This is a genomic window from Lysobacter korlensis, from assembly GCF_042434515.1.
Genome location: NZ_JBHLTG010000001.1, coordinates 111193 through 123723 on the forward strand (window position 1 = coordinate 111193; position 12531 = coordinate 123723).

General features: G+C 68.7%; 13 protein-coding genes. 5 read left to right on the forward strand and 8 right to left on the reverse strand.

Annotated elements, in window-relative coordinates:
- Positions 1-111 precede the first annotated feature (111 nt).
- Positions 112-834 (forward strand): glutamine amidotransferase, encoded by a 723-nt coding sequence (locus tag ACFFGH_RS00490; protein ID WP_386663924.1) that lies wholly within the window; start codon positions 112-114, stop codon positions 832-834.
- Between the two features lie 69 nt (positions 835-903).
- A complete protein-coding gene (locus ACFFGH_RS00495) occupies positions 904-1815 on the forward strand; it encodes a hypothetical protein (protein WP_386663925.1) in 912 nt (303 codons plus the stop codon).
- Between the two features lie 119 nt (positions 1816-1934).
- Here the strand turns inward: ACFFGH_RS00495 and tatC are convergent, their stop codons facing one another.
- The 4 genes from tatC to ACFFGH_RS00515 all read right to left on the reverse strand — a co-directional run bounded on the left by tatC (position 1935) and on the right by ACFFGH_RS00515 (position 4320).
- Positions 1935-2684: a twin-arginine translocase subunit TatC gene (gene tatC, locus ACFFGH_RS00500; protein ID WP_386667259.1), complete on the reverse strand. Its 750-nt coding sequence runs from the start codon at positions 2682-2684 to the stop codon at positions 1935-1937.
- A 13-nt stretch (positions 2685-2697) separates the two neighbouring features.
- Positions 2698-3120, reverse strand: a complete 423-nt coding sequence (gene tatB / locus ACFFGH_RS00505) for a Sec-independent protein translocase protein TatB (protein ID WP_386663927.1) — start codon at positions 3118-3120, stop codon at positions 2698-2700.
- Positions 3121-3145: 25 nt separating this feature from the next.
- Positions 3146-3400: a Sec-independent protein translocase subunit TatA gene (tatA, locus tag ACFFGH_RS00510; RefSeq protein ID WP_386663928.1), complete on the reverse strand. Its 255-nt coding sequence runs from the start codon at positions 3398-3400 to the stop codon at positions 3146-3148.
- 89 nt (positions 3401-3489) lie between these two features.
- Complete coding sequence (locus ACFFGH_RS00515; RefSeq protein WP_386663929.1) at positions 3490-4320, reverse strand: lipid-binding SYLF domain-containing protein; 831 nt, start codon at positions 4318-4320, stop codon at positions 3490-3492.
- A 176-nt stretch (positions 4321-4496) separates the two neighbouring features.
- Between ACFFGH_RS00515 and hemH the strand changes: the two genes are divergently transcribed.
- A complete protein-coding gene (hemH, locus tag ACFFGH_RS00520; RefSeq protein WP_386663931.1) occupies positions 4497-5477 on the forward strand; it encodes a ferrochelatase in 981 nt (326 codons plus the stop codon).
- 2 nt (positions 5478-5479) lie between these two features.
- Entirely contained in the window at positions 5480-6328 is an 849-nt protein-coding gene (locus ACFFGH_RS00525) for an alpha/beta fold hydrolase (protein WP_386663932.1), read from the forward strand.
- Here the strand turns inward: ACFFGH_RS00525 and ACFFGH_RS00530 are convergent.
- The 3 genes from ACFFGH_RS00530 to ttcA form a co-directional block, all read right to left on the reverse strand.
- Entirely contained in the window at positions 6325-7101 is a 777-nt protein-coding gene (locus ACFFGH_RS00530; RefSeq protein WP_386663934.1) for a M48 family metallopeptidase, read from the reverse strand. The genes ACFFGH_RS00525 and ACFFGH_RS00530 overlap by 4 nt on opposite strands.
- Positions 7102-7198: 97 nt before the next feature.
- Positions 7199-8107 (reverse strand): recombination-associated protein RdgC, encoded by a 909-nt coding sequence (locus ACFFGH_RS00535; RefSeq protein ID WP_386663936.1) that lies wholly within the window; start codon positions 8105-8107, stop codon positions 7199-7201.
- 200 nt (positions 8108-8307) lie between these two features.
- Positions 8308-9210, reverse strand: coding sequence for a tRNA 2-thiocytidine(32) synthetase TtcA (gene ttcA, locus ACFFGH_RS00540; protein ID WP_386663938.1), 903 nt, complete (start codon positions 9208-9210; stop codon positions 8308-8310).
- Positions 9211-9276: 66 nt separating this feature from the next.
- Between ttcA and ACFFGH_RS00545 the strand changes: the two genes are divergently transcribed.
- Positions 9277-9486 carry a YdcH family protein gene (locus tag ACFFGH_RS00545; RefSeq protein WP_386667261.1) on the forward strand — a complete coding sequence of 70 codons (210 nt, stop codon included), beginning with the start codon at positions 9277-9279 and terminating at the stop codon, positions 9484-9486.
- Between the two features lie 202 nt (positions 9487-9688).
- On the opposite strand, the gene plsB is transcribed toward ACFFGH_RS00545, so the two are convergent.
- On the reverse strand, positions 9689-12349 hold the full coding sequence (gene plsB, locus ACFFGH_RS00550) for a glycerol-3-phosphate 1-O-acyltransferase PlsB (protein ID WP_386667263.1): 2661 nt from the start codon (positions 12347-12349) through the stop codon (positions 9689-9691).
- Positions 12350-12531: the final 182 nt, after the last annotated feature.

Here is a 12531-nt window from a genome sequence, read left to right on the forward strand (position 1 = left end):
GCGCTAGTATAGCCACGGCCCCGAAACCGCCTGCCTTCGCGCGTCGCGACCGGCCTGCACCGTCGCGGTGGCCGCCGATCGCCCAACCTTCGCCGCTGCCAGCGAGTGCTCGTGACCCCGCCTTTCCTGATCCTCGAGACCGGTCAGCCGGTCGCTTCGATGCGCCGCCACCGCGGCTTCCCGCACTGGATTCGCGTCGCCGCCGGACTGCCGGCCGACGAAGCCGTCGCGGTGGACGTGCAGGGCGGACAGCCGCTGCCGTCGCGCGAGGGATTCGCCGGCGTGATCATCACCGGCTCGGGCGCGATGGTGACCGACCGTGAACCCTGGAGCGAAGCAAGCGCGCAGTGGCTGCGTGATGCGGCGCACGCAGGCCTGCCGCTGTTCGGCATCTGCTACGGCCACCAGTTGATTGCCCATGCGCTGGGCGGCGAAGTCGGCTGGCATCCGGCCGGCCGCGAGATGGGCACGGTGGAGCTCGAACTGCACGACAGCGCCACGCACGACCCGCTTTTTGCGGGCCTGCCCGATCGCTTCCCGGCGCAGGCCACGCACCTGCAGACCGTGCTGCGCGCGCCCGAGGGTGCCACCGTGCTCGCGCGCTCGGCGCACGATGCCTGCCATGCGTTCCGCTGGGGCACCAGCGCATGGGGCGTGCAGTTCCACCCCGAATTCAGCACCACCCACATGCGCGGCTACGTGCGTGCACGCCGCAACGCGCTGCGCGGTGAAGCGCGCGACCCGAATGCGGTCGAGCGCGAGATCCGCGCAACGCCGCATGCGCGGCGCGTGCTGCGGCGCTTCGTGCGGCACGCGAGGCATGCACTGCGGTGAGCGCAGGATCAGTTATGCCTTCGGCCCGAGCTGCTAGTGCCGGCACTTGGAAACGTGTTCAGGAGTGACGTGACGATGGAGATTCGCAAGGTTCCGGTCCGGCGAGCCATCACGTGGCTGGCTGAAGCGATTAATCTTGGTCGAGCCAACCCCCGTGCGATCTTTGGGGCCGCGCTACTGATGATTTCGACGCTTTATGGCGTCCTGCTTGTTGTTGCAGTGATTTCAACAGCTGTGTCGGGCGCAAGCTCGTCTTCCAGCCTGGCGACGAAACTGGCCGCAATGATCCCGGCATTCCTTGTGACCGTGCTCGCGCTGCCGGTTCTGATGGCAGGCCTTCTCCAGGTCATCCGGGCAGCTGAGACTGGGCAGCCGGCGCGCGCACGAGATCTGTTCCAGATCCTGAGGCAGCCGCAAGCCAAACGGCTCGCGATGCTCGGACTAATTCATATCGCGCTTGGGATTGCCGGGGCCTTGGCGGTGGCTTTGCTTGCTGGCGGAAGCTACTGGGACGATTACCTGTCCGCTGTCCAGACCGCAGCAGGCGGCGGAAGTCTTGTGCTTCCTGAGCCAGAGCATCCCCAGTTGATCTTTGTGTTGCAGCTCGTATTCAACTACATCAGCTACGCGATCATGCTGCTGGGCGTGCCCTTGATCACCTTTTCCAATGCGGGGCTTGGAGATGCGGTACGCAGCAGCCTGAGAGCCTCGTTGCTGAACATCGGCGCAAATGTGTTCGGCATCGTCGTTTTTTTTGCTGGCATGCTGCTGGCAGCGCTCGTGATCGGCCTCGTTGGCCTGCTGATCGTCGCGGTTGGCAATCTGGTTCACCCGTTGATCGGCAGCGTGTTATCGGTGGGCCTGTATCTAGCCTTCGGCACCATGCTTCTGGTCGTGCTTGTAGGGGGCGCTTACGCTGTATGGCGCGACACGTTCTCAACAGAATCAGACACACCAGCACTGACAGGCTTCGAGGCCTGAGCGTTTCGTAATTTTCCGCAGCGACACACCTCCGGTGACCGGGACGGTCGAAGCCTGATCACGGGTAGCGGATCGAACGACGGGCCGGCACTGCCGGCCCGTTTCCGTTTCGGGGCGCGTTAGCGGACCTGGTCGCGCGGGCTGACCCAGCGCGAGGCGATGATGCCCAGCTCGTACAGCAGCACCATCGGGATCGCGAGCATCAGCTGCGAGACCACGTCGGGCGGCGTGATGATCGCGGCGATCACGAAGATGCCGACGACCGCGTAGCCGCGCGCCTCGCGCAGCTGCGCCGGCGTGACCCAGCCCAGCATCACCGCGATCACCAGCGCGACCGGCAGCTCGAAGCTCATGCCGAACGCGAGGAAGATCACCAGCACGAAGTCGAGGTAGGCGTTGATGTCGGTCATCATCGCCACGCCCTGCGGCGCCATGTGCACGAGGAAGCCGAACACGCCCGGCAGCACGAGGAAGAACGCGAACGCGCAGCCGATGTAGAACAGCATGACCGCCGACACCAGCAGCGGCATCGCCAGGCGCTTCTCGCGCGCGTACAGGCCCGGCGCCACGAACGCCCAGGCCTGGTAGAGCAGCCACGGCACGGTGGCCATCAGCGCGGTGAAGAACGCGAGCTTGACTGGCGCAAAGAACGGCGAGGCGACCTCGACCGCGATCAGCTGGCCGCCGGCCGGCAGTTTCGCGAGCAGCGGCGCGGCCAGCCACGCGTAGAGCCGGTTGCCGAACGGCAGCAGCGCAACGAACGCGACCAGCAGGCCGACGACCGCGCGCAGCAGGCGCGCCCGCAGTTCGAGCAGATGGTCGAGCAGGCGCGGCTCGGCCGCTTCCACGGGCTCGGTCGACGGGTCCATGCCCGGCTGCGGATCAGCGTTCATCGGGGCGCGGTGCGGGCCTTGCATCGGTCTCGGCTGCGGCCGGCGTCACGGCATCGACAGGAGCCGTATCGGCAGTCGCCGCATCGCGGTCGCGAGTGGCCTCGGCCGGCGGATGCCAGTCGGCGTCATCGTCGGCCGCCGCGCCCATCACTTCCCGGTGCAGCGCCTGCCCTTCGCGCTGCACCCGCGCATGCGCTTCGCGCAGCTCGTCCTGGGTCTGCTGCAGGCTACGGCGCAGTTCATCCGCCGCCAGCTCGTTCTCGAGCTCGGACTTGACCGAATACCACTGCGCCCGGGCACGCCGCATCCAGAGGCCCGCGAATCGCGCCGCTTTCGGCAGCCGCTCGGGCCCGAGCACGATCAGCGCGACGACTGCGATCACGAACAGCTCGGAAAAGCCGATGTCGAACATGGCCGCGCCCGCTCAGACGCGCGGATCAGCGCGGGTCGCGACGGTCCGACGAAGCCGAAGGCTCGCGGCTGTCCTCACGCGGGGTCGCGCTGTCACGCCGGGTCTCGTCGCGCAGCTGCGCGGCCGGCCGGTCGTCGGCATCGTCCTCGCGCATGCCCTTGCGGAAGCCGCGCACGGCGTCGCCGAGGTCCTTGCCCACATTGCCCAGCCGCTTGGTGCCGAACACCAGGACCACGATCACCAGCACGATGAGCCAGTGGGTGATACTCAAACTGCCCATGGATAGTGCCCGTCAGACGTAGGAACGCAAGAATACCGCAGGCGTGTGACAGCCGATGCGGCGGACGCGACCATGGCGGTCGCGGCCGGTCACGGCAGCGGTTCGATGCGGGTCGGCTGCTCGACGGTTTCGAACGGCTGCGGTTGCGCCTGACCCGCGGCCGGCAGCGCAGGCTGCGGCTGTGCGACCGCGGCCGGTCGCGTGCTCGCGACGGTGCTGCCGCCGCGGCTCACGCGGGCCGATGCGGTGGCTTCCTCGAGGTGGTCGCGGAAATCGACGATCGCCTCCGACGGCGCAGCGGCGGTGCGGCCTTCGAAGATCATGCGCGGCGTCGTGCCGGCGCCGTAGACGGCCTGGTTCGCGGAGTCGTCGATCGTCAGCACCGCGCCGTCGAGCGCGATGCCGGCAAACAGGCCACGTGCGCGCGACCACGACCAGATCTCGGCCTTGAGCTGACCATCGGTCGCCGTTGCGGCGTTGCGGCCGACCGGACCGGCGGCGACGCCGGCGTCGGCGCCGAGCGTGATCTTGCCGTTGACGATCGAGTCCAGGCCGCGCTCGCTGCGGAACACGAGCACGATGTCGGCCGACTGCACTCCGGCCTGGAAGCCGACGCTGCCACCGGTGAGCTTGACGAAGCTCGGCGCCGACCAGCTGCCATCGGGACGCTTGACCGACAGCAGGCCGTGGCCGCGGCGCCCGCCGAAGACGAGCCCGACCTTGAGCGCATCAGGCACGACGACGATCGCGCGCGCCTCGTCGAGCAGCTTCTCGGGGATCGCCGATTCGGGGATCTCGCGGATGTCGCCGAGCACGCGCAGCGCGTTGCGTGCGCGGGCGTCCTCGGTCGGACCTGCAACGGCGGACGTGGCGACGGTCAGAGCAAGCACGAGGGCGGCGATGCGCGGCAGGCGGGGCATGTGAAACTCCACGGGGGATGAGGGAGGAAACGACTGGTTCAGGCTAGTGACGAGCGAATGAATCCCGCTGCAACCGCCGGTGGCCTCGCATCGGCGCGGCGGTGGCAACGTTGCGTTGCGTGGCCGCACGGGCCGGACGTCGGCGGCCGGGCCACGGCAGCTGTCATCCTATGCCAATGACCGCGACCGCTTCGCCCCGCTCCGACACCGCCCTCGTGCTCGTCAACCTGGGCACGCCCGATGCGCCCACGCCCGGCGCCGTGCGGCGCTACCTGGGCGAGTTTCTGCACGATCACCGTGTGGTCCAGCTCACGCGCTGGCTGTGGTGTCCGCTGCTGCACTTCGTGATCCTGCCGCTGCGCAGCAAGCCGGTCGCACACAAGTACGCAACGATCTGGCTGCCCGGCGACGACGGCGGCTCGCCGCTGGCCGTCTACACGCGTCGGCTCGCGCGCGCGGTGCAGGCACAGCTGCCGCAGTTGCGCGTCGTCGATGCGATGCGCTACGGCAATCCGGCGCTGCCGCGCGTGATCGACGAACTGCGCGAAGCCGGTGCGAAGCGCGTGCTCGTGCTGCCGCTGTATCCGCAGTACTCGACGACGACGACCGCCTCGGTCGGCGACGTCGTGGGGCGCGCCGGCGACGTTCGCACGCGCATGCTCGAGGACTACCACCTCGCCCCCGAGTGGACCGGCGCGGTCGCCGATTCGATCCGCACGCACCGCGAGCGGCACGGCGGGGGCGAACACCTGCTGTTTTCGTTCCACGGCCTGCCGCAGCGGCTGGCCGACGCGGGCGATCCGTATCCGCAGCAGTGCGAGGCGAGCGCGCGCGCGATCGCCGACGCGCTCGGGCTCGCCGCAGGCAGCTGGTCGCTGAGCTACCAGTCGCGCTTCGGCCGCGAGCGCTGGCTCGAACCGGCCACCGACGCGACGTTGCGCGCGCTTGCCGCGCGCAACATCAAGCGCGTCGACGTGATCGCGCCCGGCTTCGCGGTCGACTGCCTGGAGACGCTCGAGGAGGTGTCGCTGATGCTGGCCGAGGAGTTCGCGACGCTCGGCGGCGAACTGCGCTACATCCCCTGCCTCAATGATTCGGCCGCGCATGCCGAAGCGCTCGCACGCATCGTGCAGCGCGAACTGCTCGCCGTGGACTGAGCATGCGCGAGCTCACACTGGACACCGCGTTCGGGCGGCTCGCCGCGCTGCGCTTCGGCCACGGCGGCACGCCCGTGCTTGCGCTGCATGGCTGGCTCGACAATGCCGCGAGCTTCGTGCCGATCGCGCCGCACCTGCCGGGGCTGGATCTGGTCGCACTCGACCTGCCGGGCCACGGCGCGAGCGCGCATCTGCCCGTCGTCGCCGAGTACACGCTGCTCGCGGCCGCGCGCGCCGCGCTGGCTGTAGCCGATGCGCTGGGCTGGTCGCGTTTCACGTTGCTCGGCCACTCGATGGGCGCGGCGACCGCAACGCTGCTGGCGGCAGCCGCGCCGGCGCGCATCGAGCGGCTCGCGTTGATCGAAGCGCTGGGCGGATTGACCGAGGACGAGGACCGCACCGCGCAGCGGCTGCGCGAGGCATTCAACGTGCAGGCCGAACCGGCCGGTGCGCGCCGGCGGCTGTTTCCCGACATCGCCACCGCGGTGCGGGCGCGGCTGCAGGTCGGCGGGCTCGGCGAAGCGGCGGCGCGGCTGATCGTCGAACGCGGCATCGCGCCGGCCGCGGGCGGCAGCGGACTGAGCTGGCGCAGCGACCCGCGGCTGACCCGGCCCACCGCGGTGCGCATGACCGAAGCGCAGATGCGCGACGTGATTGCCGCGATCGAATGCCCGGTGCGGCTCGTGCATGCGCGGCCGGCGTTCCGCTTCTTCCCCGAGGCCGCCCGCGAAGCGCGCGTGGCCTGCCTGCGCAATGCACAGGTCGTCGGTATTGACGGTAACCATCACCTGCACATGGACGAACCGGCCGCGGTCGCAGCCGCGCTCGGCGACTTCCTGCGCGGCGGCTAGGCGCCTGCGCAGAGCGCGTGCAGCGCCGGTTTCAGGCCGCGGCCTCCCTCACGGAAATACGCGCGGTGCATGCGCCAGTCCGGGCAGCGCGCCTCGACCTCGCGCCAGAACGCGGGCGAGTGGTCCATGTGCAGCAGGTGGCAGAGCTCGTGCACGAGCACGTACTCGAACGCGGCCGGCGCGCCGAGCACGAGCGCGAGGTCAAGCGTCATCGCGCCATCGCGCGTCAGCGAACCCCACAGCGACGACATCATCCGGAACCGCAGCCGTGACGGTGCGCGTGGTAGACCGCCGAGGTAGCGCGGCAACCAGCGGCCGACATCGGCGCGTGCCTGCGCTTCGTAGAAATCCCGCAGTGCGCGGCGCAGCGCCGCTTCGCTGGCCGCCTCGGGCGCGGTAATCACGATCGCATCGCCTTCAAGGCCGATGCGCACCAGCCGCCCGGTCTGCCACAGGACCGGCACGGCAACGCCCCGCAGCGGCAGCTGCGCGGTCACGTGTGCCTGCAACGCGGCCGGTGCATCGCCGCGCCGGCCGAGTGCGTCGACCAGCCAGCCGTGGTGCTCGCGCAGGAATTTCGCGGCCGCCGCTTCGCTCGTTCGCAGCGGCAGCGTCAAGCGCACGCCGTGCAGGCCGACGATCAGGCGCATGCGCTTGGCGCGCGGATCGCGCACGCGCTGCACGTCGATGCAGCGCCCGTCGGGCAACGTGACGGCGAGCGTCTCGCGCGTGACCGTGCGCGGCTTCGGCGCTGCGCGAAATCCACCGATCACCGGATCACGTCCTTCATCGCCTCAGCCTCGCGCGGACGGCCAAGCCGGCACCGCGCCGTCAATCACACCCCGCCGTTCCAACGCGGTCCGCGTGGGGTCAGCCTTCCACCTTCGACAGCTTCAGCGCGCCCTCGAGCACAGTGAACAGCCGCCGCAGCTCGCCACTCATCAGCGCAAAGCGCGCATCGAGCTCGGCATGCATGTCGTCGGTGTCGTTCGATTCGAGCTGATCGACCGCACCGTCGAGCAGCTTGAACTTGCGCACGATCAGATCCTCGCCGAGCACGAAGCTGACGTGGTCATCGAGATTCAGCGCCAGCCGCGTGACCTGCTTGCCCGACTGCAGGTGTTTGTCGATCTCGGCGTTGCCGGTCAGCTCCATGCGCTGGCACTTCACAATCGCGCCCTGATCAATCGGATCGCGCAGCTCGCACTCCTCGCCCAGGCTCAGCCCTTCGGGCAGAGATTCGCCGGCCACCCACGAGGTCAGCACCGAGCGCGGCGCGATCTCGGCGTTGAGCGGCAGCGCCGGAAAGCTGCCGATCGCGCGACGGATCTCGCTGACGATGTTCTCGGCGGTCTTGCGGCTGGAGCTGTCGACCGCGACCACGCCGAGCGAGCGGTCGATCAGCGCATCGGTGCGCGACGGCTTGATGAACGCGCGCGGCAACAGCTCGGTGATCAGCTCGTCCTTGATGCGCTTGCGCGTACGGCCGCCAGGGCGACGCCCTTCCTTCGCCTCGATTTCTTCCAACTTGCGCTGCAGCATCTCGTTGACCACCGCGCCCGGCAGCAGGCGGTCCTCACCGCCGACCGTGAGCCACAACGATTCGCCCTGGCGCGCAGCCAGCAGCTCGCTGTCGCGCCCGAACGGGGAGACGAAGCCGCGGCTGGACAGCTCCAGCGGGCCCACGGGCTTGAGCTGTGCGGCGTCCAGGCCGGCATCGAGATCGTCGAATGCGGTGGCGGTCGGGAAACGGAAGAACGTCAGGTTGCGAAAGAACATTCGAGGGCCGGAGTAGGAAGTTCGGGAATTGGAAGCTGCACCGACGCATGCCGCGTCGCGCGCTCACTCGGATGCAGGGTCAGCTGCGGTACTTCATAGCCAAAGGCGCAGGCCGCGTTCGCACGCACTCAACGCCGGCCGTGTTCGATCGACCACGCACGCCGACCGCACGGGAGCGCACCGCATCAATCGACGCGTTCCTAGTCATCGGCCTGGGAGTCACGCGGATCACCCGCAAGCCATGCATGCGCATCCGGCAGCGGCGCGTCCCCAAGCGTGCCAAGGCCGAGGAAGTCGAACAGCTTCGGATCACTGAGCTGCGAGGGGCGGATGTCGCCGAGCGCGCGCGAGATCGTTTCGATGCGGCCGGGACTCTCGCGCTCCCACGCGTCCATCATCTTCTTGACCTGCTTGCGCTGCAGGTTCTCCTGCGAGCCGCACAGGTTGCACGGGATGATCGGAAAACCCTTCGCCTGCGCGTACTCGGCGATGTCGTCCTCGCGCACGTATGCGAGCGGACGGATCACGACGTGCTTGCCGTCGTCGCTCAGCAGCTTCGGCGGCATGCCGGAGAGCTTGGCGTGGAAGAACAGGTTGAGGAAGAACGTGGCGACCAGATCGTCGCGATGGTGGCCGAGCGCGATCTTCGTAAAGCCTTCGGCTGCGGCATACGTGTACAGCGCGCCGCGGCGCAGCCGCGAACACAGCGAGCACATCGTCTTGCCTTCCGGCACGACGCGCGTGACCACCGAATAGGTGTCCTGCTCGAGGATGTGGTACTTCACCCCGATCGATTCGAGGTACTGCGGCAGCACGTGCTCGGGGAAGTCGGGCTGCTTCTGATCGAGGTTCACTGCGACCAGTTCGAAGCGCACCGGCGCTTTTTTCTGCAGTTGCAGCAGCACGTCGAGCATCGTGTAGCTGTCCTTGCCGCCGGACAGGCACACCATGACCTTGTCGCCGTCTTCGATCATCCCGAAGTCGGCAATCGCGCGGCCGACCTGGTGGCGCAGGCGCTTGGCGAGCTTGTTCAGCTCGCGCGCGCGGCGCTGCTCGGCGCGCACATGCGGGCGGGGCTCGAGAAGGGGCAGGATCGTGCTCATGGACCGTGCATTCTACCGGCCGCGCCTGCCATGCCGCTGAAGCGCGGGCGCGCTAAGCTGCGACGCATGCTCGAAAATGCCGATCCCGCCGAGATCACCCGCATGCTGGTCGACCTGCGCCAGCAACACCGCGACCTGGACGCGGCCATCGAGCGGCTGGCCGCGGACGCACGCGCCGACCAGCTCGCCGTTCAGCGGCTCAAGAAGCGCAAGCTCTGGCTGCGCGACTGCATCGCCCGGCTCGAAAGCGCGCTGATTCCGGACGAGCCTGCATAAGCTCGCCAAGCTATCGCTGGCGAAGCGGCGCCGCCGCTCGACCCTGAACCGGTTGAGCTTCGACTCCGCGGAAGCGGTCGCGTTTGCGCCATCGCCCGGCGATGGACCGGCCGTGGGCTCCGCGTGGCAACTGGCCTGACGAGCCGATCGCGACAGCAGTCCCTCCACCCCGACCGGCACCACGACAGTCAGTCGCCGCGCATCAGTCCTGACGCGCGGTGCGCGCCGCGGACGCGGCTTCCGGGCTGACCTTCTCGATGCTATGGCGCAGCTCGCGGCCAAGGATCACCTTCGCATCGCGCGCCCAGGCTTCCAGCCGCTCGTCGAACACGAGCTTGCCGTTCTCGTCGGTGCGCACCAGGCGCAGTTCGCGGGTCTTCTGGATGAAGCCGCGGAACAGCGTCTTGTCGAAAAACTCCGGCGCGGCCGGCGCGTACAGCAGGCTCAGGCGCTGGGCGGCGAGCTGGCACAGCGTCTCGAGCTCGCCCGCGCTGAGCGTGCCCGGGCCGTTCTTCACCAGCACGGACGTGGCGATGTAATAGCGCTCGAAGGCCTGCTGCAGCGAGTGGCCGATCGCGCGCAGGCGGAACACCTCGTCGCTCTGCGCGGAATTACGCGCGAGCACGCCGCTTTCGTCGTCAGGCAGCTGCAGCAGGCCTTCGCTGACGAACAGGCCGATCGTGCGGTCGAGCCGCTGCACGAATTCGTCCTCGCTCCACGGCAGGAACAGCTCGGCCTGCAGGAACGGATACACGCTGCGGCCGAGTTCGAGCACGCGCGTGCGGCTCATGCGGCGGTTGTGCTGGAAGCAGCATGCAATCCACGCCGGCGCGGTGAACAGGTGCAGCACGTTGTTGCGGAAGTAGCTCAGCAGCACCGCCTTTTCGCCGTTCACCGCAAGCACGTCGCCGAGCGGGTGCGCGGTGCGGCTGAGCACGCCGATCTCCTCGCCGTGGGCGACGATCTCGGCCGGCGTATGCGGCGTCACGGTGACGCGGTCCGAATACGGCAGCTCGGCAAGCACGCGCTTGCTCAGCGTGATCTGCGCAAGCAGGTCGGCTTCGCCCATCGCGTGCTTCGGCGTGGACAGCAGCGCGAGCGCGAGCAGGTTGATCGGGTTCACGTCGGCCGCGCGGTTGATGTTGACCTGGATGCGCTGGGCAAGCGTGTCGACGGTGGTTGCAAGCCAGGCCGGCTTTTCGTCTTCCCCGACTGGAGCGCCGTCCCAGGTCGAGGCGTGCTCTGCCAAAACCTCATTCAGCCGAATCGGCTCGCCAAAGTTCACGACTACCTGCCCGTAGTTGCTGCGCAGCACCTTCGGAATGCCAGTGACCAACTGCCAGATCGACTCCTTTTCCTTCGGCTTGCCGGACAACTCATCAAGGTAGCTGCGGCCCTCCATGATTTTTTCGTAGCCGATATAGATCGGCTGAAACAGTACCGGGCGCGTCGGCTGCCGCAGGTAGGCGCGCACCGTCATCGCCAAAGACCCGCCCTTCGGTTGCAGCAACCGGCCCGTGCGCGAACGTCCGCCCTCGATGAAGTATTCGATCGAGTAGCCGCCAGCAACCAGCTGCGCCATGTACTCGCGGAAAACAGCCGAATAAAGCGCATTACCTCGGAAGCTACGTCGCGCGAAGAATGCACCACCCTTGCGCAACAGCGTGCCCACCACTGGCAGGTTGAGATTGACGCCCGCAAAAATGTGGGGCGGCACGATACCCCGTGTGTAGAGCAGGTAGCTGAGCAGCAGATAATCCATGTGGCTGCGATGGCTGGGCACGTAGACGACTTCGTGTCCCGGCGCGTCCTGCTTGAGTTTGTCCAGGTGGTGCACCAGCACGCCGCGGTAGATGCGGTTCCATACCGGCGTGAGGATGAAGCTCAGCGAGCGCACCACCGGATGCGAATAGTCGGCCGCGATTTCGTACGCCATCGCGTGCGCTTTTTTCCACGCCTCGTCGATCGAACTCTTGTCGCGCCGCGCCTGGTCGGCGATCGCCTCGCGCACCGGCTCGGCGGTGAGCACCCGATCGACCAGCAGGCGCCGCGTCGACAGGTCCGGCCCGATCACGGCCGCGCGGATCAGCCGGAAGTGCGTACGCAGCACGCGCGAGAGCTTGCGCACCGTGCGCTCGGACGGCAGGCCCTCGGCGATCACGCCACGCAGCGAAACCGGCGGGCTGAACCGCACCAGCGTGTGGCGGCCGTTGAGCGCGATCGCAAGCAGCCGGCGGAAGCGGCCGACCAGCGTCCAGTTTTCCGAGAACAGCACCGAGAACCAGCCGCTGGCCTTGTCCGGTGCGCGACCGACGAAGATCGACACCGGCACCAGCTGCACGTCGAGCGACGGGTCGTTGCGGTGCGCATCGAGCAGGCGCGCGAGCGAGCCCGAATGCGTCTTCGCCGGTGGCGGCGCGTTCGAGAGCGTGTTCGACAGCGCGGCCGGCAGCGGCGCCAGCGCACCGCCGGCATTGCGGCGCGACAGTGCGACATAGGCGCGCTTGCGGCCGACCGGGTCGCCCGGCAGCGGCTGCAGCGGCGACGGCAGGCCCGCCTCGCGGCAGGCGCGCTCGAGAATCAGCGCGTTCGACAGGCCGTAATCCTCGAGCACGTAACAAACCGGCCCGCCGTTCCAGTCCGGCGCATGCTCGCGCGGCGTCTGCGGCTCGATCTTGAGATCGACCCACGGCGCCATAACGCGGCCCAGCAGGCGCATCCACCAGGCCGGCCGCGCCGCCGGGGCCGGCGGATCGAACGGGCCCGGATGCGCGTCATGGCCGTCGCTGTGCTGCGCGGGCGTGGTGTGCTGCACGGGCGCGCCGGCGTCCGCCGGAGGCAGCGGAATGACCGGCTGCGGCATCGGCAGTGGGCGAGCCTCGTCGGAGATCGCAGCCGCGTGGGTGGCGGCGGATGCCGCATCACCGGCGGCGCTGCCTGCCGGCGCATTCGGATCGACAGCGGCTTCGCGGGCCATGCCGTCGGTGGCAGCGGCCTGGGGCTCGGGGCGATTACCGGCAACACCGGACGCGTGGGGAAACGGCA

Coding starts and splice junctions, on each gene's coding strand:
- tatC (WP_386667259.1), bottom strand. CDS start 2,684: ATGGACCCGTCGACCGAGCCCGTGGAAGCGGCCGAGCCGCGCCTGCTC.
- tatB (WP_386663927.1), bottom strand. CDS start 3,120: ATGTTCGACATCGGCTTTTCCGAGCTGTTCGTGATCGCAGTCGTCGCG.
- tatA (WP_386663928.1), bottom strand. CDS start 3,400: ATGGGCAGTTTGAGTATCACCCACTGGCTCATCGTGCTGGTGATCGTG.
- ACFFGH_RS00515 (WP_386663929.1), bottom strand. CDS start 4,320: ATGCCCCGCCTGCCGCGCATCGCCGCCCTCGTGCTTGCTCTGACCGTC.
- hemH (WP_386663931.1), top strand. CDS start 4,497: ATGACCGCGACCGCTTCGCCCCGCTCCGACACCGCCCTCGTGCTCGTC.
- ACFFGH_RS00525 (WP_386663932.1), top strand. CDS start 5,480: ATGCGCGAGCTCACACTGGACACCGCGTTCGGGCGGCTCGCCGCGCTG.
- ACFFGH_RS00535 (WP_386663936.1), bottom strand. CDS start 8,107: ATGTTCTTTCGCAACCTGACGTTCTTCCGTTTCCCGACCGCCACCGCA.
- ttcA (WP_386663938.1), bottom strand. CDS start 9,210: ATGAGCACGATCCTGCCCCTTCTCGAGCCCCGCCCGCATGTGCGCGCC.
- ACFFGH_RS00545 (WP_386667261.1), top strand. CDS start 9,277: ATGCTCGAAAATGCCGATCCCGCCGAGATCACCCGCATGCTGGTCGAC.
- plsB (WP_386667263.1), bottom strand. CDS start 12,349: ATGCCGCAGCCGGTCATTCCGCTGCCTCCGGCGGACGCCGGCGCGCCC.